Source organism: Caulobacter sp. GW821-FHT10F06 (assembly GCF_058809215.1).
In genome coordinates this window covers 497,229-516,084 of sequence record NZ_JBXASK010000002.1, presented here as the reverse complement: position 1 = coordinate 516,084, position 18,856 = coordinate 497,229, and the positions used below count along the sequence as shown (strand labels likewise).

The window sequence follows — 18,856 nt, the reverse complement described above, 5'->3', positions numbered from 1 at the left end:
GACTTGTCATCCCTGCTGCGCGACCGACCGGCCTCGACCCCAGACATGCTGGCGGCGTTCGGCGACGAGGCCCTGCTGCGCGCGGCCCTGCGGTTCGAGGCGCAGCTGGCCTTGGCCCAGGCCGACGCCGGCCTGATCGGCGCGGACGACGCCCAGGCCATCGCCGCCGCCTGCGTCGAGCTTCCCGACATCACCGACCTGGCCGAAGCCGCCGCCCATGCCGGCACCCTGGCGATCCCGCTGGTCGCCCTGTTGCGCCAACGGCTGCCGGCCGAGATCGCGCCACTGCTGCACAAGGGGGCGACCAGCCAAGATCTGGCCGACACCGCCTTGATGCTGCAGGCCCGCGACGGCGCGGCGTTGATCCGTCGAGACACTCGCCGCCTGGTCGAGGCGCTGGCGGCGCTGGCCGAGCGCCACGCGGCCACCCCGATGCTGGGCCGCACCCTGCTGCAGGCCGCACTGCCGATCACCTTCGGCCTGAAGATTGCCGGATGGCTGGGCGGTGTCGACGGCGCCCGCACACGGTTCGAGCGCGAAGCCGCTGAAGCGATCCAGCTGCAATTTGGAGGCGCGACCGGGTCGTTGGCGGGTCTCGGCGGCAAGGCGATCGACGTCGCCGAAAACCTGGCCGCGCGACTGGAATTGCCCTCGCCACCATTGCCCTGGCACGCCCAGCGCCAAGGCCTGGCGGGCCTGGCCTCCGCCTTGGCCATCCTGGTCGGCGCTGTCGGAAAGATCGCCGCCGACATCGCCCTGCTGGCCCAGATCGAGGTCGGCGAAGCCTTCGAACCCAAGGTCGTCGGTCGCGGCGGCTCATCAGCCATGGCCCACAAGCGCAATCCAACCGGCTGCCAGGTCGCCCTGTCGGCCGCCATCCGCGCGCCGCACCTGGCCGCCACCATCATCGCCGCCCTGCCCCAACAGCACGAGCGCGGCCTGGGCGGCTGGCAGGCCGAGGGCCCGATACTGGCCGAGCTCTTCCAACTGGCCCATGGCGCCCTGGCGGCGATCGCGCCCGTGATCGAAGGGCTGGAGGTCGATACTGGCCGCATGGCCGCCAACCTCGTTGCCGCCGATGTCGGGACCGACACGGGCGAGTCCGAGGCCCTGGTCGCCCGGGCCCTCGCCGCTTACAGAAAGGACCGCTGATGCCCTTCGCAGTCTCGCACGGCGCCCGCATCTATTGGCGGGCCTATGGCGCAGCCGACAAGCCGGCGCTGGTCTTGCTGACCTCGATCGGCACGGACATGTCGCTCTATGAGCCTGTCGTGCCGCTTCTGACGCCGGACTTCCGCGTATTGCGCATCGACACGCGCGGCCATGGAGCGTCTGACGCGCCGGCCGGCGACTACAGCCTCGACATGCTGGCCGACGACGTGTTGGCAGTGATGGACGCGGCGGGTGTCGCCAAGGCAGCGATCTGCGGCACCTCGCTGGGCGCGATGATCGCAATGGCCCTGGCCCCGAGGGCGCCAGAGCGGGTGACAGCCCTGGTGCTGGCCTGCACCTCGCCCGCCATGGATCCCAGCGTCTGGGAGCAACGCCTTACCCTGATCCGCGCTGAAGGCCTCGGCGCCATCGTAGACGCCGTGCTGGGTCGCTTCTTTTCCGACGGCTTCCGCGTGCAGCATCCCGAGATCGTCGAGACCGTCCGCGCGGGCATGCTGACCCAAAACCCCGACGGCTATTGCGGCTGCGGCGCGGCGATCCGCGACATGGCCCTGCTGGAGCGTCTGCCAGACATCACCGCCCCGACTCTTGTGCTGACCGGAGCCAAGGACGTCGCGACGCCCTTCGAGGGCCACGCCGAGCGCATCGTCGCCGCGGTTCCAGGCTCGTGTCACCTCGAAGTCGATGGCGCCCACCTGCCCAGCCTGGAGGCTCCCGCGGCTTTCGCTGGCGCGGTGCGTGGTTTCCTGGCTGAAGTGCTGGGCGGTACAGCCATCCGCGAGGCCAACGACGTGCTGTTCGAGGCGGGTCTCAAGAACCGGCGCAAGGTGCTCGGCGACGCCTGGGTGGATCGCTCGCTGGCCAAGCGCACAGCCTTCACCGCCGACTACCAAGCGATGATCACCAAGTATGCCTGGAACGAAATATGGGGCCGGCCCGGCCTGGATCATCGCACGCGGCGGCTGCTGGTGCTGGCCATCTGCGCCTCGCTGGCGCGTTGGGAAGAGTTCCGCCTGCACGTGAAGGCCGGCCTGGAACAGGGCGGCTTCACCCAGGACGAACTCAAGGAGGTCCTGATGCAGACGGCGATCTATGCCGGCGTCCCGGCCGCCAACACGGCTTTCACCGAGGCGGCCGAGGTCATCGCCGAATTGAAGCTCTAGCGATCCTGCACGTTGCCGGAATGGGTGGTGTTCTGGCGCAGGTTGCCGAACCGGCCCTGGCTGTCGAGATTGGCGTCGGCGTCGCCGGGTTCGCCCGACTGCAGGCCGGTCTTGGCGTCGCGGCGATCGGCGTGATCACCCTCGATGTCGGGCTTGGCGCCCTTGAAGGCGCGTTGTTCCGGCGGGATCGGCGGGGACTTGGACATGGCTTTTCTCCCTTGTTCGCTCACTAGAAAACCATCGGCGAACACGCCTGTTCCCCTCGATCGCAACGCCGTCGAATTCGCAAATTGCCAAGCTTTCGCCGTGGAACCCATTTCGAGGGGCGCGCGTTATCGGTCAAGTTTGGGGGGTGTTCGGCTTTAGGCGTGATGCGTCAGGTCGAGCTTTAGAGTTCTAGGCGTCATCCGGAACACTGCTCCCATGATCGTTTCGCCTCCGGCGATGGGAGCGTTTAATGCTGACGGCAGAGCTTCAACCCGAGACCCGGGGCCTCAACAACCACCAGCTTCTCGCAGCGCTCCGCGCCTTCCGACGCGGCGACTTCTCCGTCCGGCTCCCGACCGACCTCAGCGGCCTGGATGGCGAACTTGCCGAAGCGTTCAACGACGCCGTGGATCTGAACGATCGAATCTCGAAAGAGTTCGAACGCCTCGGCGATGTCGTTGGCAAGCAGGGCAAGATCACCCAGCGCGCGCGCCTGCCTGGCGCCATGGGCTCGTGGGCGGCCAGCGTCGAGGCGGTCAACACCCTGATCACCGACATGGTCCACCCGACCGCCGAAATGGCCCGCGTGATCGGCGCCGTGGCCAAGGGCGATCTTAGCCAGACCATGGACCTGGAGAACGAGGACCGCCCCCTGCGCGGCGAGTTCCTGCGCATCGGCCGGGTCGTCAACACCATGGTGGGCCAGCTGGGCTCGTTCGTGTCGGAAGTCACCCGCGTGGCGCGGGAAGTCGGCACCGAGGGCAAGCTGGGCGGTCAGGCTAGGGTCACCGGCGTGGCCGGCGCCTGGAAGGACCTCACCGATAACGTCAACCTGATGGCCGCCAACCTGACCGGCCAAGTCCGCAACATCGCCGAAGTGACCACCGCCGTCGCCAACGGGGACTTGAGCCGCAAGATCACCGTCGACGTAAAGGGCGAGGTGCTGGAGCTGAAGAACACCATCAACACCATGGTGGATCAGCTGAACTCCTTCGCCTCCGAAGTCACCCGCGTGGCCCGTGAAGTCGGCACCGAAGGCAAGCTGGGCGGTCAGGCCAACGTCAAGGGCGTGGCCGGCACCTGGAAGGAGCTGACCGACAACGTCAACCTGATGGCCGGCAACCTGACCGGCCAGGTCCGCAACATCGCCGAGGTCACCACCGCCGTGGCGCGGGGCGACCTGTCCAAGAAGATCACCGTCGACGTGCGCGGCGAAATCCTCGAGCTGAAGGACACCATCAACGTCATGGTGGACCAGCTCAACGCCTTCGCCTCGGAAGTGACCCGCGTGGCGCGGGAAGTCGGCACCGAAGGCAAGCTGGGCGGTCAGGCGCGCGTGGAAGGCGTCGGCGGCACCTGGAAGGACCTCACCGACAACGTCAACCTGATGGCCGCCAACCTGACCGGCCAGGTCCGCAACATCGCCGAGGTCACCACCGCCGTCGCCATGGGCGATCTGTCCAAGAAGATCACCGTCGACGTGAAGGGCGAGATCCTGGAGCTGAAGTCGACCATCAACGTCATGGTCGATCAGCTGAACGCCTTCGCCTCGGAAGTGACCCGCGTGGCTCGCGAAGTGGGTACGGAAGGCAAGCTGGGCGGCCAGGCCAATGTCACCGGCGTCGGCGGCACCTGGAAGGAGCTGACCGACAACGTCAACCTGATGGCCGGCAACCTGACCGGTCAGGTCCGCAACATCGCCGAGGTGACCACCGCCGTCGCCATGGGCGATCTGTCCAAGAAGATCACCGTCGATGTGCGCGGCGAAATCCTGGAGCTGAAGAACACCATCAACACGATGGTCGATCAGCTGAACTCATTCTCGTCGGAAGTGACCCGCGTGGCGCGGGAAGTCGGCACCGAGGGCAAACTTGGCGGCCAGGCCCAGGTCAAGGGCGTGGCCGGCACCTGGAAGGACCTCACCGACAACGTCAACTTCATGGCCGCCAACCTGACCGGCCAGGTCCGCAACATCGCCGAGGTCACCACCGCCGTCGCCAACGGCGACCTCTCCAAGAAGATCACCGTCGACGTGCGCGGCGAAATCCTCGAGCTGAAGAACACCATCAACGTCATGGTCGACCAGCTGAACGGTTTCGCCTCGGAAGTGACCCGCGTGGCGCGCGAAGTCGGCACCGAGGGCAAGCTGGGCGGTCAGGCCCAGGTCAAGGGCGTCGCAGGCACCTGGAAGGAGCTGACCGACAACGTCAACTTCATGGCCGGCAACCTGACCGGCCAGGTCCGGAACATCGCCGAGGTCACCACCGCCGTCGCCATGGGCGATCTGTCCAAGAAGATCACCGTCGACGTGAAGGGCGAGATCCTCGAGCTGAAGAACACCATCAACGTCATGGTGGACCAGCTGAACTCGTTCTCGTCGGAGGTGACCCGCGTGGCGCGGGAAGTCGGCACCGAGGGCAAGCTGGGCGGCCAGGCCCAGGTCAAGGGCGTCGCCGGCACCTGGAAGGACCTCACCGACAACGTCAACTTCATGGCCGCCAACCTGACCGGCCAGGTCCGCAACATCGCCGACGTCACCACCGCCGTCGCCAAGGGCGATCTGTCCAAGAAGATCACCGTCGACGTGAAGGGCGAGATCCTGGAGCTGAAGTCGACCATCAACGTCATGGTCGACCAACTGAACGGCTTCGCCTCTGAAGTGACCCGTGTGGCGCGTGAAGTCGGCACCGAGGGCAAGCTGGGCGGCCAGGCCCAGGTGCCCGGCGTGGCCGGCACCTGGAAGGACCTCACCGACAACGTCAACATGATGGCCGCCAACCTGACCGGCCAGGTGCGGAACATCGCCGACGTCGTGACTTCGGTCGCGCAGGGCAACCTCAAGCGCAAACTGACCCTGGACGCCAAGGGCGAGATCGCTTCGCTGGCCGACACCATCAACGGCATGATCGAGACCCTGGCCACCTTCGCCGACCAGGTGACCAACGTGGCCCGCGAAGTGGGGTCGGAAGGCAAGCTGGGCGGCCAGGCGCGGGTGCCCGGCGCCGCCGGCCTCTGGCGCGACCTGACCGACAACGTCAACGAACTGGCCGCCAACCTGACCACCCAGGTCCGCGCCATCGCCGAGGTGTCCACCGCCGTGACCAAGGGCGACCTGACGCGGTCGATCACCGTGGAAGCCTCCGGCGAAGTCGCGGCGCTGAAGGACAACATCAACGAGATGATCCGCAATCTGAAGGATCAGACCCTCAAGAACACCGAGCAGGACTGGCTGAAGACGAACCTGGCCCGGTTCAGCCGCATGCTGCAGGGCGAACGCGACCTGTCGACGGTGTCGAACCTGGTGCTGTCGGAGCTGGCTCCGCTGATCAACGCCCAGCACGGCGTCTTCTACGTCTCCGACACCGACGACGCCGGCAATCCGATGCTGAGCCTGGCGGCCGCCTATGCCGCCAACGAGCGCAAGCCGCCTTCGGCCAGGCTGCGCCTGCGTGAGGGCCTGATCGGCCAGTGCGCGGCGGAGAAGGAGCGCATCCTCCTGACCAACGTGCCCAAGGACTACGTCAAGATCAGCTCGGGCCTGGGCGAAAGCGCGCCGCGCAACATCATCGTCCTGCCGGCCCTGTTCGAAGGCGAGCTGAAGGCTGTGATCGAGCTGGCCAGCTTCGGAACCTTCAACGAGACCCAGCAGGCCTTCCTCGACCAGCTGATGGAATCCATCGGCATCGTGCTTTCGACCATCGCCGCCAACATGCGGACCGAAGGCCTGCTGGAGCAGTCCCAGCTACTGACCTCCGAACTGCAGGCGCAGCAGGAAGAGCTGAAGAAGACCAACGACCGCCTCGAACAACAGGCCGCCAGCTTGCGTCAATCCGAGGAGCTGCTGCGCTCCAAGCAGGACGAACTACAGCAGACCAACGCCGAGCTCGAAGACAAGGCCATGCTGCTGTCGGCCCAGAACAAGCAGGTGGAAGCCAAGAACACCGAGGTCGAACAGGCCAAGGCCGCGCTGGAGGAAAAGGCCGAGCAGCTGGCCCTGACCTCCAAGTACAAGTCCGAGTTCCTGGCCAATATGAGCCACGAACTGCGCACGCCGCTCAACAGCCTGTTGATCCTGTCCAAGATGCTCAGCGAGAACGCTCAGGGCAATCTGAGCGAGAAGCAGGTGGAGTTCTCCAAGAACATCCACAGCGCCGGCGCCGACCTGCTGGGTCTAATCAACGACATCCTGGACCTGTCCAAGATCGAGTCCGGCACCACCACCCTCGACATCGGCGAAATGTCGTTCACCAGCCTGCGCGACCAGACCCAGCGCACCTTCGCCCAGCTGGCGCAGGACAAGCGCCTGGACTTCGGCATCGACATCGACCCGGCCCTGCCCAAGTCGATGTACACCGACGACAAGCGCCTGCAGCAGGTGATCAAGAACCTGCTGTCCAACGCCTTCAAGTTCACCCAGGCCGGCTCGGTCCGCCTGTCGGTGATGCGCGCCGAATCCGGCTGGGCGTCGGGCAATGACCACCTCAACAAGGCCGGCCAGGTTCTGGCCTTCTCGGTCGAGGACACCGGCATCGGCATCCCCGAGGACAAGCAGCGGATCATCTTCGAGGCCTTCCAGCAGGCCGACGGCACCACCAGCCGCAAGTACGGCGGCACGGGTCTTGGTCTGTCGATCAGCCGCGAGATCACGCGCCTGTTGGGCGGCGAGCTGAAGGTCGTCTCGACGCCTGGCGTGGGCAGCACCTTCACGCTCTATCTGCCCTTGAACTTCAGCCCAGCGGCCCAGCCGGTGGCCCCTTCCCGCCCGGCGCCGCCCGCCACGTTCCGGTTCTCGACCGCCGACGCGCCGTCGTACGAGCCGCTGGAGACCGTGGTCGACGACCGCGAGCAGATCACGCCTGGCGATCCCGTCGTGCTGATCGTCGAGGACGACCCGCGCTTTGCGGCGATCCTGCTGTCGCTGATCCGCGACAACGGTTTCAAGGGCGTGGTCACGGGCGAGGGCTCGACTGTGCCGTCCCTGGCTCGCCGCTTCTCGCCCGAGGCCATCATGCTGGATGTCGGCCTTCCCGACATGGACGGCCTGGCCTTGTTGGACCTGCTCAAGCGCACGGCCGACACCCGCCACATCCCGGTGCAGGTGATCTCCGCCGACGACCGCGGGGGCCTGGGCCTGAAGATGGGCGCCTTCGGCTTCACCAGCAAACCGGTGGAGCAGGAGTCCGTCGTCTCCACCTTGGACAAGGTCAAGCGCCTGGCCAGCCACGACGATCGCACCGCGATCCTCGTCGGCGCCCAGGACGGGGCCGAGGAAATCCTGCGCGACGCCTTCGGCGCCATCCGGGTCGAGGCCGATCTCGATGTCCTGCCGGAGGAGGCCTTCACCGGCGAGCTGGGTTGCCTGGTCATCACCGTGGGCGGGGGGCCGGTCGGCCCGGCGCTCGACACCCTCAAGCAGCGGGGGGCCGCGTCAGGCGTGACGGTGATCTACGCGCCTCAGGAACTGGAGCCAGAGGATGATCGCCGCCTCAGGCTGGCGGTGTTCGGCGGCCTGGTCCGCCTGGCCCGCACGCCGGCCCAGTTGGTCGACCATACCGCCCTGCTGCTGCACGAACAGGTCGAGAAGCTGTCGGATTCCGCCCGGGCCATGATCGTCCAGAGCCGACACGCCGACGTGGTGCTCACCGGGCGGACCGCCGTGGTCATCGACGACGACATCCGCAACATCTTCTCCCTGGCCAGCGCCCTGGAGGAATACGGCATCGAGCTGCGCTACGCCGAGAGCGGCCGCGCGGGGCTGGAGCTGCTGGACAGCATGCCGTCGGTCGACATGGTGCTGGTCGACATCATGATGCCCGACATGGACGGCTACGAGACCATCCGCGAGATCCGCTCGCGCGGCCGGTTCGCCGACCTGCCGGTCGTGGCGGTCACCGCCAAGGCCATGAAGGGCGACCGCCAGAAGTGCATCCAGGCCGGAGCGTCCGACTACGTCTCCAAGCCCGTCGACCTGGACCAGCTGATCTCGGTGCTGCGGGTCTCGGTGCAACGCGCCGACGCCCGGCAGGCCGCCAGCGATAACATCCTGCCGCTGAACACCCTGGTCCACTAGATGAGCACCCCCGCTGTTCAGTTCCCGCCCGAACCGCCGCCCGAGGACCGACCTAGGACGCGGATCCTGATCGTCGACGACGATGAGCGGAACGCCTTCGCCGCCACCCAGGCGCTGGAGACCCTGGGCCAGGAACTGGTCGTGGCCCGATCGGGCGAGGAAGCCCTGCGCTGCCTGCTCACCGACGACTACGCGGTGATCCTGCTGGACCTGCACATGCCCGGCATGGACGGTTACGAGACCGCCGCGTTGATCCGCCAAAGGCGGCGCACACGCGACGTTCCTATCGTCTTCCTGACGGCGGTGTTCCGCGACGAGCTGCACATCTTCAAGGCCTATTCGGCCGGCGCCGTCGACGTGGTGTTCAAGCCCGTCGACCCCTTCATCCTGCGCTCCAAGGTGCAGGTGCTGGTCGACCTGCACCTGAAGACGCTGGAGCTGGCGCGCCAGTCCGAGAGCCGACGCGTGCTGCTGGAGGAGAACGCCCGCATCCATGCCGAAAAGCTGGTGGCCGAGCGATCCCTGCGCTCCAGCCAGGAACGGCAGCAGGCGATCCTGCGCACCTTGCCGATCGTCTTCCACTCCCGCCTGGCCGCCCCGCCCTACACCACCCTGTCGTTGAGCGAGAACGCCCTGGCGCTGACGGGTTTTCCGGCCTCGCGCTTTCTGGACCAAGCAGATTTCGGCATCAGCCGGGTGCATCCCGACGACCTCGACATCGTCATCAAGGCCCAGACCGAGGCGCGGCGCACCGGCTCCTATGCCTGCGAGTTCCGCTGGCTGTGCGAGGACGGCTCCTATCGCTCCCTGATCGACCAAGGCGTGCTGGCGCCGCAGGAAGGCGACGAGGAGCCGGTGGTCTTCGGCACCCTGCTCGACAACACCGACCGGCGGGCGCTGGAAGAAGCCCTCGCCCACGCCCGCAAGATGGAGGCCGTCGGCCAGCTGACCGGCGGCGTGGCGCATGACTTCAACAACCTGCTGACCGTGATCCTCGGCAACGCCGAACTGATCCAGCGCCGCACCGGCGACGATCATCCTCTGGCCCGCAACATCCGGGCCATACGGCAGGCGGCCGAACGCGGCGGAGCCCTGACCCGCCAGCTGCTGGCCTTCTCGCGACGCCAGCGCCTGGACCCGATGACGGTCGACCTCAACGAGCTGATCCGCAACTTCTCCCCGCTGCTGCGACAAGCGGTGGGCGACGCGGTCAGCGTCGAGCTCGAGATCGGCGACACGCCGCTGTGGGTCAATGTCGACCCCGCCCAGCTGGAAAGCGCTCTGCTCAACCTGGCGGTCAACGCTCGCGACGCCATGGCCAACGGCGGCACGGTGACCATCGAGACCCGTGCCGACCATGACGAGGCCGGCCGCCCCAGCAACCTGATCATCGTGCGCGACACCGGCTCGGGCATGCCGCCCGAAGTCGCCGAACGCATCTTCGAACCGTTCTTCACCACCAAGGAGGTCGGCAAGGGCTCGGGCCTTGGCCTGTCCCAGGTCTATGGCTTCGTCAGCCAGTCCGGCGGCGATGTTTCGGTCCGCAGCCCGCCGGGCAGCGGCGCGATCTTCCAGATCCATCTGCCCACCACGCCGGAGCCCGACACGCAGCGTGTCGCAGCCTCGCCGGCCGGTGCGGAACCGGCGGGCTCCGAGCACATCCTGGTCGTCGAGGACGACCCCGCCGTGCTCGCTCTGGCGGTCGACACGCTCAAGAGCCTCGGCTATCGCGTGACCACCGCCCGTAACGCCGCCGGCGCCCTACGGCGGCTCAAGGGACCACAAACCTACGAGTTGCTGTTCTCGGACGTGATCATGCCGGGCGGCGTCAGCGGTCTGGAGCTGGCGCGCAAGGCGCTGAGCGAACAGCCTGACCTAAAGGTGCTGCTGACCTCGGGCTATATCGGCGCCGAGGCCACCGACTGGGCCAACGAATATCCGATGATCGACAAGCCCTACGAGCCGCCGGCGCTGGCCGCGCGGATCCGCTCGGTGCTGGACGCGCGGGGGCCGGAGCGCGCCAGCGGTTAAGCCTCTTCATTCCCGGCGGCCGCCTGCCTGAAAGACGGCGAGCTTAGGTGTCGTAAGCTTAATCGGCGCCCAGAACGCCGATTAAGCGCCTGCGGGACCACTGAAGCATTGCCATAAGGTGCTTTGACGAGCACAACCCAGGATAGATCGACGCATCGAGAACCGCCATGACACCGAACCTCATCATCGCCGGCTTTCTCGGCCTGTGTATCGTGGGGCTGTGGAGCTACTGCTACTATTACCTGCCCCATTTCGCCGACAAGGTGGACCGCTTCTGGCGGCAGACCCTGCGGTTCGGACGGCGGCGGACACGGCACGTTCGACGCTAGGGGCGCTCATCGGCGAACCCTAGATCATCGAAAGAGTTGGTGCGGGCGGTCGGGGTCGAACCGACACTCCTTTCGGAACCGGATTTTGAGTCCGGCGCGTCTACCAGTTTCACCACGCCCGCAGGCTTCGCTTTCACGAAGGGTGGTCTCTCTAGCAGGCGTCGTCGGCGAATTCCAGTGGCGAGGCGACCGGTTTAGGGTCGCGGCGCACAGGAGATTCTCGCCATGCCTCGCCCCGGTCCCCGCAACCTGATCACCGACATTCCGGGCCTGACCGTTGGCAGCGTCCAGGACGAGACGGTTCGCACCGGCGTGACGGTCGTGCTGTGCCCGGAAGGCTGGAGCGCTGCGGTCGACGTCCGGGGCGGCGGTCCCGGGGTGCGCGAGACCGAGACCCTGTCGCCCGAGAACAATTTCAGCCGCGCCCACGCCATCTGCCTGTCGGGCGGATCGGTGTTTGGCCTGGTGGCGGCCGACGGTGTGGTCGCCGCGCTCTCGGCCGCCGACGTCGGCCTGCGGATGACGTCGGGCACGCCGGCCATCCCCATCGTGCCCGGCGCGGTGCTGCACGATCTGAGCAACGGCGGCGATAAGGCCTGGGGCCTGGACCCGCCCTATCGCACGCTGGGCATGGCCGCCGTGGCCGCCGCCAGCGAGGACTTCGCCCTGGGCGCGGTCGGGGCCGGACGCGGAGCCATGGCGGGGCTGAGCAAGGGCGGCCTGGGCTCGGCCTCGATCGACCTGGGCGACAGCCTGGTGGTCGGAGCCCTGGTCGCCGCCAACCCGGTCGGCTCGGTCTACATGCCCGACGGCGAGACCTTCTGGGCCTGGCCCTTCGAGATCGACGGCGAGTTCGGAGGCCGCTTCCCCACAGGCCCGGTCTCGGCCAGCGAGCCCCTGCCCGACGGCTCGAAGCTGGGCGCGGCCGGGCGGCTGCGCGCGGGGGCCAACACGACCCTGGCTGTGGTCGCGACGACGGCCGACCTCACCACGGCCGAGGCCAAACGCGTGGCGATGATGGCGCATGACGGGATGGGCCGCGCCGTTCGGCCGGCCCACACCGCCTTCGACGGCGACGTGGTCTTTGCCTTGGCGTCAGGCGCAGCGGCCTTAGGCGCGGGACCGACCCGGCCGGTCGAGATCTCGCGCATCGGATCGGCGGCCGCGGACTGCCTCGCCCGTGCAATCGCCCGCGCGGTCCATCACGCCCGAGACTTCAGGGAACCATAGTCTCGCCGCCAGCCAGCTGGGTGGCGGCCGCTTCCAGACGGCCCAGGAGGCGCTTGAAGGTCGCCACCTCGCTGGGCGCCAAGCCGGAGAGCAGCGCAGCCTCGTAGGCCAAGGCCAGAGGCGCGATCTCCGAAAACAGCCGACGGCCGGCGGCCGTGAGCTCCAGGCGGTGAGAGCGCCGATCGGCCCGCACAGTTGTACGATTGACCAGACGACGCTCGACCAGATCCTGGGCCGCGCGGCTGACCCGGACCTTGTCCATGGCGGTGCGCGTCACGGCGGCGTTCTGGGTAAGCCCGCCCTCGGCCAGCACCGACATCAGCCGCCACTGCGGAATGGTCAGGCCGAAGCGATCTTCATAGGCCCGGGCGATCAGACGACTGACCGCAGCGGCCGCCGTCGACAGCTTGTAGGGCACATAATCGGCGAGACTCAGCGCCTCCTCGGGCGTTTCGGGCAGCGCAGTCGTCAGGGGAGAGACCGTTGCGGTCATGACCCGTTTCCTTTCGTCCTCCCACGGCGTGGTCACCATCTAGAGGACGACCTTTTCGCCAATCCTACGCGTTACTAGAACAAACCGGTCGTGACGGGTTCGTTCCACGCTACGTGATGTGGCGCGGTACGCGTAACCGTCTCAACCGTCCAGCCCCATCGTACACGGAAACCTCGGGTTTCGCCCGTTGGTTGTGCATAGAAGGCGCCCCGCGCCCGCCCCTGCGGCGCCCGACGCTTTCAGTGGTCCGACGCGACGATTTTCAGCTTGGGCAGAGGTGCGGTCTTGGTCAGCGCCAACTGGCAGCGCTCCAGCTCCAGCAGGCAGTCGCCCCGGCTCCAGAAGTCGGAAAACTCGACCACAGCCATGCGGACCTGTTGCGAGAAGCCCTTGTGATCCAAGACCTTTTCCGCTGGCTCCTCATGGTGGGCCGGTTCGGCTGGCTTGGGCGGATTGGAGACCACTATGGTCTGACCGCCGATGCGCGGGCCCAGAATCGTCAGATTCGGCGCGGCCGTTTCCAGCACCAGCGCCATGCAGCGCTCGCAATGGCAGGACGGATCATGACCCACATGCGCCGTCGCGCCGTGGCCGCCATGATCATCGGCGGCCTTGTGACCCGCGTCGTGACCGCCCTTGCCATGGCCGTGACCATGACCGTGGGCGTCCTTGCCGTGCTTGTCCTTCTCGTCGGCCGGCGGTTCGCCCTTCAGCGCTTCGGTCAGGCCCTTCAGGGCCTTGGCGCAGGGCCCGCCGAACTGCACGACCGGGCCGATACGACGTTGAACTTCCTCGACAAGTTCCAGCGTCTTGGACACCAGCTCTCCCGATGGCGCACTGGTCGCGGCCACGCACTTGGCCTTGATGGCGTCGTGGATGATCTTGGGAACGTCCTTGTAGCTCTGGCTCTTGTCCTTGCGGCCCAGCAGGCGGCCGGCCGCGAAAGCCATGGCCGCGATCACCAGGGCGGCCAGCACCAGACCCACCAGCAAGGTCGGGTCGAAGATCGGCACGGGCTGGTCGACTGGAAACTCTGACTGGTACACCGACCCCTCCCCAGGCTGCGTCCGCCATGATGGCGCGCCCTATGGTTAACGCAACCGGCGACCACTTGCACGGCGAAGGTTTCTAACCCTTGCGGGAAATCACGCCGCGCACCTTGGCGCCCTGGTCGTAGCGCGACGGGCCGCCATAGACGGCGACCTCGCACAGGATGTCGCCGCCGGTCTCGGTGGCCCACAGATAATTGCGCTCGACCTCGACGTCGCGCCCCGCCGGCGTGATCCCCTCGAAGGTGTCGCCCCACGGGATCACCTTGGACAGATCGCGCCAGCTCAGGGTCATGGCGCGAGACAGTTCGTCATGGGCCATGGCTTCCAGATCCGGATCGCTCATCAATTCATCCTTCCCAGAGGAGGCTGGAGGTTTAGCATCGCCTCGACAACGCCCGGCGCGCGCGATAGGCCGCGCGGAACGCAGGAGAAGAACCATGGGCATTCCCAAGGGCAAGCGCGACTTTCGCGACGAAGACCGGCTGGACCCGCGCGAGCGCCACCAGGTGGAATACTGGATGAAGCGCTGGGGGGTGACCAAGGATCAACTGATCGCGGCGCAGCGCTCGGTCGGCAACTCGATCAAGGACATCGGCGCCGAGCTGGGCAAGAAGCGCTAGCGCCGGACCTCAGCGTTTATCGCGCTGGAACGCCTTGGCCTCGGCGGCGAGCGACGAGGTCGTGTGCTCGGTCTCTTCCGGCTCGGGCTGGAACGGCAGGCTGCCGGCCACGCCGCGCAGGGCCAGCCACAACGGATGGCTGAAATGGCCCAGGATGCGCAACGGACGGCGCCTGTCGTCGGTGACGTCCCAGCCTTCCAGCTCGAACTGGTCGGCCTGCTCGCGCATCGACTTGATGTCGATGCCGTCCCAGCCCTCGGGGTCGGGAATGACGGCGGCCTCGTCGGCCGTGAGGCCGAAGGTGTCGCGCGCCAGCTGGTCGATCTCGGGATATTCGCGCCGCGCCTCGGGATCGGCGAAGGCCGGCTTCAGCAGCGCCCGGTGCTCCAGGTCGGCGAAGCCGGGCAGGTCGATCAGGCGACGCAGCGCGGGCACGATCAGGATTCCGCGATGTCGCGGAAGTAGGGAACGACCTCGCCCTGCAGCTTGATCGTCATCGGGTTGCCCTTGCGATCGAGGGTCTTGCCGGCGGTCACCCGCACCCAGCCTTCGCTGACGCAGTACTCGTCGACATTGGTCTTCTCGACGCCCTTGAAGCGGATGCCGACGCCGCGTTCCAGCAGTTCGGCGTCATAGAAGGGGCTGTCGGGATTGGTGGCCAGGCGGTCGGGAGGGGTGTCGCTCATCGGATCGGCTTTCGAAATGTCTTGGGCCTTAAGCCCTTTGGAACGGGGTGATAGCCACCCCGGCCCGTAAATCCAAGCGCCGCGACGTCGCGTCCCTCCCTCCAGCGGTCTTAGTTGGTCTCTTCCTTGACCGGATCGACGGCAGAGACGACGCCGTCCTTGTTGCTGTCGTGGGTCATGAACATGCCCCAGCCGGTATAGGCGAACTCGGCCGGCGTGATCGCGCCGCTCTTGTCGCTGTCGAGCACGCCGAAGCGCACGTCGGCCTGACGCATCTGGCGCACGCGCTCTTCCTCCTTCTTCTCGGGCGTCTCGGTCGAAGCCGCGAGCCTCTTTTCGAGGCGCGCCTTGAACTCGCCGACATATTCCTCGCGCGACATCGAGCTGTTCTTGTCCGCATCTGTACGGTCGAACTGGATCTGGCGCGTGGCGACGAACTCTTCCTTGGTGACGACGCCGTCGCCGTTTTGATCCTGTTCCTTGATGAAGGTGTCGCGGGCGTGCGAGGCGGCCACCGCGCCAGTGGCCAAGGCCGAGATCGCCAGGATCGCGGCGACGAAAATCGAACGGGTCTTCATGGATAGCGGTCCTTAGCGCAGGGATTCGAAGGTGAGCGAGTAGGTGTGGCTCTGGCCGCCCTGCCCTTCGGCGGCGGGAGCCACGCGGTAGCGGGCCTGCATCTGGTAGACGCCCGAGCGTTCGACCTTGACCGTGAAGCGGCCCTTGGCGTCGCTCTTGAGGGCCTTGGGGGCGATCTTGGTGTCGGCGTAGCGGTCGTCGCCGGCGCTCAGGGTGATCTCCTGGCCCGCGACCGGCTTGCCGTCGAACAGCACCTCGAAGGTCGCGTCCTGGCCGGTGAAGATGCTGCTGGGGTGGGTGATGGCCACGAACTCCAGGCCCTTGCCGATCGCCGCGACGGCGGCGGCGCTGGGCTTGCCCTTGGTGACGTAGACGTCGGCGGTGGTCATGCTGGTCATCTCGACCACCAGAGCACCGACCGGCGCCGCGTTCGGGCCTTCCAAGAACACCCACTCACCCTTGATCAGCGCCGCCTTGGCCGTGCGACCGACGCGCTGGCCAGTGGTGATGCGATAGGTGCCGATCGCCTCGGTGGGCGCTTCGACCAGGGCGAGCTCGCGCAGATAGGTCGGGGTCAGCGGCGTGCGCTTGCCGTCCGGACCGATCACGGCGTAGGCGTCGGACTTCATCACTACTTCGGGGCTGAAGAAGCTCTCAGTGAAAGCGCCCTGCACCGTCACGAGCTTTCGGTCGGACACATCGAAGGCGCTGGGCAGCATGTAGGGCGAGTGAGCTTGGGCGGCGCAGCCTAGCAGCAGACTAGCGAGGGTCGCGCCGGCGACGAGCGTGGCTCGGAAAGATCTGGTCATAGGCAACTCCGGAAACGCATCGAAGCGTCAGTGTCGCCGGTCTATTGATACTGACTCTAAGAATCAATCTCATTTAGCTTGACCACGCGAGCCGATGGGCCTAGCTCACCCTCAAAATGCGACTGGTTCTCATTAACAGTCCAAACGAGGGGTTCTCCATTATGTCTCGCACCAAATTCGTCTGCCTCGCGGCGGCCTCCACCGCGGCTCTCCTTGCCGCGACGTCCGCCTTCGCCGCCGACAGCGCGACGGTCGCCGAGAACGAGATCGACAAGATCACCGTCACGGCCACGCGCTCGGAAAAGGCCGTCGAGGACGCGCCGGTGACCGTTAGCGTCATCTCCTCGGCCGAGATCGAGGATCGGCTGGTCAAGGACATCAAGGACTTGATCCGCTACGAGCCCGGCGTCTCGGTGCGCAGCGCCCCTGCCCGCTTCACCGCCGCCGGCGCCTCGACGGGCCGCGACGGCAATGCCGGCTTCAATATCCGCGGCCTGGAAGGCAACCGCGTCTTGATCGCCGTCGACGGCGTGCGCGTGCCTGATGGCTTCGCGTTCGGCGCCCAGTCGACCGGCCGCGGCGACTATGTGGACCTGGACATTCTGAAGTCGGTCGAGATCGTGCGCGGTCCGGCCTCGGCGATGTATGGCAGCGACGGCCTGGCCGGCGCGGTCAGCTTCATCACCAAGGATCCGTCCGACCTGATCGCCAAGGACAAGACCTTCGCCGTTCGCGCCAAGGCCTCCTACGCCTCGGCCGACGAGAGCTGGAGCGAAAGCCTGGTCGCGGCGGGCAAGACCGGAAACTTCGAGGCCTTGGTCGCCTTCACCCGTCGCGACGGCGAGGGCCAGGAGACGGCGGGCGCGAACAACGCGGCCAACACCGACCGCACCACCGCCAACCCCGAGGACAACACGTCGAACTCGGGTCTGGTGAAGCTGGTCTACAGCCCGAACGACCGCCACCGGTTCGGCCTGACGCTGGATCACCTGGACCGCCAGACCGACTGGACCGTGCTGAGCGCCATCGCCAAGCCGCCGCTGGCCTCGACCAGCGTGATCGGCCTGACCGCCTTCGACAAGGTGCGTCGCGACCGCCTGAGCTTCGATCACCGCTACACCGGCGGCGAAGGCCTGATCACCTCGGCCCGCACCACGGTCTATTACCAAGACAGCCACACCAAGCAGTTCTCGGCCGAGGACCGCAACACCGCCGCCGACCGCACCCGCGACGCCACTTTCGACAACGAAGTGTTCGGCGGCGCAGTGGAGCTGCACAGCCAGTCGAACCTCGGCGGCGTCGAGCACGCCATCGTCTGGGGCGCCGATGCCTCGAAGACCCGCCAGGAAGGGGTGCGCGACGGCACCGTGCCGCCCGCCGGCGAAACCTTCCCGGCCCGGGCCTTCCCGACCACCGACTACACTCTGGCCGGCGCCTTCGTGCAGGACGAGTTCGCCGTGGGTCCGGTCACCTTCTTCCCGGCCGTGCGCTACGACTACTACAAGCTTGAGCCCAAGGCCGACGCCCTGTTCACGGCCAATACGCCGTCGAGCCAGAGCGAGTCGAAGGTCAGCCCCAAGCTGGGCGTGGTCTGGAAGGCCACCGACCTGGTGACCGTGTTCGCCAACGCCGCCGCCGGCTTCAAGGCCCCCGCCCCGTCGCAGGTCAACACCGGCTTCGCCAACCCGACCCAGAACTACAAGTCGATCTCGAACCCGGACCTCAAGCCCGAAACCAGCCGCACCTTCGAAGCCGGCCTCCGCCTGCGCAACGAGCGGTTCCGCGCCCAGGTCACCGGCTTCACCGGCGAGTATGACGACTTCATCGAGCAGGTTCAGGTCGGCGGAAACTTCACTGCCGCCAATCCGGCCGTCTATCAGTACGTAAACCTGTCGGGCGTGAAGATCAGCGGCGCGGAAGCGGCCGCCAGCTTCGAGCTCGGCGCCGGCTTCTCGGCCCGCACGGCGATCTCGTACGCTCGCGGCGCCTCCCGGACCAACGGCGTCAACACGCCCCTGACCTCGATCGATCCGGTCAAGGTCGTCGGCGGCCTCGAATACCGCGCGCCGTCAGGCCTGTTCGGCGGCGAGTTGAGCGCCGTGCACTCAGAGCGCAAGGCGCCGGGCCGTTCGGGCCTGACCTGCTCGACGAGCGGCGTGGCGACCACCTCGCCCTATTACTGCTTCAGCCCGCCGTCGTTCACGGTGGTGGACGTCACGGGTTGGTGGAACGTCACCGAGGCCGTGACCCTGCGGGCCGGCGTCTTCAACCTGACCGACAAGACCTATTGGTGGTGGAGCGACGCGCGCGGGCTGGCCGCCAACTCGACGGTCACCGAGGGCTACAGCCAGCCCGGCCGCAACTACAGCGTCTCGCTGGCGGTCAAGTTCTAATCAGACGAAGGGACGGCGCGG

16 protein-coding genes and 1 tRNA gene are annotated in these 18,856 nt (G+C 67.1%); 8 read left to right on the top strand and 9 right to left on the bottom strand.

What is annotated here, in order from left to right; genetic code table 11:
• Positions 1-3: 3 nt before the first annotated feature.
• Complete coding sequence (gene pcaB, locus AC1RUS_RS05675; protein WP_492913889.1) at positions 4-1,152, top strand: 3-carboxy-cis,cis-muconate cycloisomerase; 1,149 nt, start codon at positions 4-6, stop codon at positions 1,150-1,152.
• Positions 1,152-2,336, top strand: coding sequence for a bifunctional 3-oxoadipate enol-lactonase/4-carboxymuconolactone decarboxylase PcaDC (gene pcaDC, locus AC1RUS_RS05670; protein WP_492913887.1), 1,185 nt, complete (start codon positions 1,152-1,154; stop codon positions 2,334-2,336). Before pcaB ends, pcaDC begins: the two co-directional genes overlap by 1 nt.
• Here pcaDC and AC1RUS_RS05665 read toward each other — a convergent pair.
• Complete coding sequence (locus AC1RUS_RS05665; protein ID WP_492913885.1) at positions 2,333-2,542, bottom strand: hypothetical protein; 210 nt, start codon at positions 2,540-2,542, stop codon at positions 2,333-2,335. The two genes, pcaDC and AC1RUS_RS05665, sit on opposite strands and share 4 nt — an antisense overlap.
• Before the next feature lie 251 nt (positions 2,543-2,793).
• Here AC1RUS_RS05665 and AC1RUS_RS05660 point away from each other — a divergent pair, with 251 nt between their 5' ends.
• From AC1RUS_RS05660 to AC1RUS_RS05650, 3 genes are all read left to right on the top strand, one after another.
• The gene (locus tag AC1RUS_RS05660; protein WP_492913883.1) at positions 2,794-8,613 is read left to right on the top strand and encodes a hybrid sensor histidine kinase/response regulator; all 5,820 of its coding nucleotides are present in this window, start codon (positions 2,794-2,796) and stop codon (positions 8,611-8,613) included.
• Positions 8,614-10,644, top strand: coding sequence for a response regulator (locus AC1RUS_RS05655; protein WP_492913881.1), 2,031 nt, complete (start codon positions 8,614-8,616; stop codon positions 10,642-10,644).
• A gap of 167 nt (positions 10,645-10,811) precedes the next feature.
• On the top strand, positions 10,812-10,973 hold the full coding sequence (locus tag AC1RUS_RS05650; RefSeq protein ID WP_492913879.1) for a hypothetical protein: 162 nt from the start codon (positions 10,812-10,814) through the stop codon (positions 10,971-10,973).
• Between the two features lie 37 nt (positions 10,974-11,010).
• Here the strand turns inward: AC1RUS_RS05650 and AC1RUS_RS05645 are convergent.
• Positions 11,011-11,095: transfer RNA gene (locus AC1RUS_RS05645), tRNA-Leu, on the bottom strand.
• 103 nt (positions 11,096-11,198) lie between these two features.
• Here AC1RUS_RS05645 and AC1RUS_RS05640 point away from each other — a divergent pair.
• Complete coding sequence (locus AC1RUS_RS05640) at positions 11,199-12,203, top strand: P1 family peptidase (RefSeq protein ID WP_492913877.1); 1,005 nt, start codon at positions 11,199-11,201, stop codon at positions 12,201-12,203.
• Here AC1RUS_RS05640 and AC1RUS_RS05635 read toward each other — a convergent pair.
• The 3 genes from AC1RUS_RS05635 to AC1RUS_RS05625 all read right to left on the bottom strand — a co-directional run bounded on the left by AC1RUS_RS05635 (position 12,190) and on the right by AC1RUS_RS05625 (position 14,067).
• A complete protein-coding gene (locus AC1RUS_RS05635) occupies positions 12,190-12,696 on the bottom strand; it encodes a MarR family winged helix-turn-helix transcriptional regulator (protein ID WP_492913875.1) in 507 nt (168 codons plus the stop codon). The two genes, AC1RUS_RS05640 and AC1RUS_RS05635, sit on opposite strands and share 14 nt — an antisense overlap.
• Positions 12,697-12,935: 239 nt before the next feature.
• On the bottom strand, positions 12,936-13,742 hold the full coding sequence (locus tag AC1RUS_RS05630) for a hypothetical protein (RefSeq protein ID WP_492913873.1): 807 nt from the start codon (positions 13,740-13,742) through the stop codon (positions 12,936-12,938).
• An 82-nt stretch (positions 13,743-13,824) separates the two neighbouring features.
• The gene (locus tag AC1RUS_RS05625) at positions 13,825-14,067 is read right to left on the bottom strand and encodes a hypothetical protein (RefSeq protein WP_492914152.1); all 243 of its coding nucleotides are present in this window, start codon (positions 14,065-14,067) and stop codon (positions 13,825-13,827) included.
• 118 nt (positions 14,068-14,185) lie between these two features.
• On the opposite strand from AC1RUS_RS05625, the gene AC1RUS_RS05620 reads away from it, so the two are divergent.
• The gene (locus AC1RUS_RS05620; RefSeq protein ID WP_492913871.1) at positions 14,186-14,368 is read left to right on the top strand and encodes a DUF3606 domain-containing protein; all 183 of its coding nucleotides are present in this window, start codon (positions 14,186-14,188) and stop codon (positions 14,366-14,368) included.
• Positions 14,369-14,377: 9 nt separating this feature from the next.
• Here the strand turns inward: AC1RUS_RS05620 and AC1RUS_RS05615 are convergent, their stop codons facing one another.
• The 4 genes from AC1RUS_RS05615 to AC1RUS_RS05600 all read right to left on the bottom strand — a co-directional run bounded on the left by AC1RUS_RS05615 (position 14,378) and on the right by AC1RUS_RS05600 (position 16,442).
• Positions 14,378-14,803: a hypothetical protein gene (locus tag AC1RUS_RS05615; RefSeq protein WP_492913869.1), complete on the bottom strand. Its 426-nt coding sequence runs from the start codon at positions 14,801-14,803 to the stop codon at positions 14,378-14,380.
• 2 nt (positions 14,804-14,805) lie between these two features.
• A complete protein-coding gene (locus AC1RUS_RS05610) occupies positions 14,806-15,054 on the bottom strand; it encodes a DUF3297 family protein (RefSeq protein ID WP_492913867.1) in 249 nt (82 codons plus the stop codon).
• Positions 15,055-15,164: 110 nt separating this feature from the next.
• Positions 15,165-15,632: an EF-hand domain-containing protein gene (locus AC1RUS_RS05605; RefSeq protein ID WP_492913865.1), complete on the bottom strand. Its 468-nt coding sequence runs from the start codon at positions 15,630-15,632 to the stop codon at positions 15,165-15,167.
• A gap of 12 nt (positions 15,633-15,644) precedes the next feature.
• Positions 15,645-16,442, bottom strand: a complete 798-nt coding sequence (locus AC1RUS_RS05600; protein ID WP_492913863.1) for a DUF4198 domain-containing protein — start codon at positions 16,440-16,442, stop codon at positions 15,645-15,647.
• 161 nt (positions 16,443-16,603) lie between these two features.
• On the opposite strand from AC1RUS_RS05600, the gene AC1RUS_RS05595 reads away from it, so the two are divergent.
• Positions 16,604-18,835: a TonB-dependent hemoglobin/transferrin/lactoferrin family receptor gene (locus AC1RUS_RS05595; RefSeq protein ID WP_492913861.1), complete on the top strand. Its 2,232-nt coding sequence runs from the start codon at positions 16,604-16,606 to the stop codon at positions 18,833-18,835.
• Positions 18,836-18,856: the final 21 nt, after the last annotated feature.

Coding starts and splice junctions, on each gene's coding strand:
- AC1RUS_RS05655 (WP_492913881.1), top strand. CDS start 8,614: ATGAGCACCCCCGCTGTTCAGTTCCCGCCCGAACCGCCGCCCGAGGAC.
- AC1RUS_RS05640 (WP_492913877.1), top strand. CDS start 11,199: ATGCCTCGCCCCGGTCCCCGCAACCTGATCACCGACATTCCGGGCCTG.
- pcaDC (WP_492913887.1), top strand. CDS start 1,152: ATGCCCTTCGCAGTCTCGCACGGCGCCCGCATCTATTGGCGGGCCTAT.
- AC1RUS_RS05650 (WP_492913879.1), top strand. CDS start 10,812: ATGACACCGAACCTCATCATCGCCGGCTTTCTCGGCCTGTGTATCGTG.
- AC1RUS_RS05660 (WP_492913883.1), top strand. CDS start 2,794: ATGCTGACGGCAGAGCTTCAACCCGAGACCCGGGGCCTCAACAACCAC.
- AC1RUS_RS05665 (WP_492913885.1), bottom strand. CDS start 2,542: ATGTCCAAGTCCCCGCCGATCCCGCCGGAACAACGCGCCTTCAAGGGC.
- AC1RUS_RS05600 (WP_492913863.1), bottom strand. CDS start 16,442: ATGACCAGATCTTTCCGAGCCACGCTCGTCGCCGGCGCGACCCTCGCT.
- AC1RUS_RS05605 (WP_492913865.1), bottom strand. CDS start 15,632: ATGAAGACCCGTTCGATTTTCGTCGCCGCGATCCTGGCGATCTCGGCC.
- AC1RUS_RS05635 (WP_492913875.1), bottom strand. CDS start 12,696: ATGACCGCAACGGTCTCTCCCCTGACGACTGCGCTGCCCGAAACGCCC.
- AC1RUS_RS05625 (WP_492914152.1), bottom strand. CDS start 14,067: ATGGCCCATGACGAACTGTCTCGCGCCATGACCCTGAGCTGGCGCGAT.
- AC1RUS_RS05595 (WP_492913861.1), top strand. CDS start 16,604: ATGTCTCGCACCAAATTCGTCTGCCTCGCGGCGGCCTCCACCGCGGCT.
- AC1RUS_RS05620 (WP_492913871.1), top strand. CDS start 14,186: ATGGGCATTCCCAAGGGCAAGCGCGACTTTCGCGACGAAGACCGGCTG.
- AC1RUS_RS05610 (WP_492913867.1), bottom strand. CDS start 15,054: ATGAGCGACACCCCTCCCGACCGCCTGGCCACCAATCCCGACAGCCCC.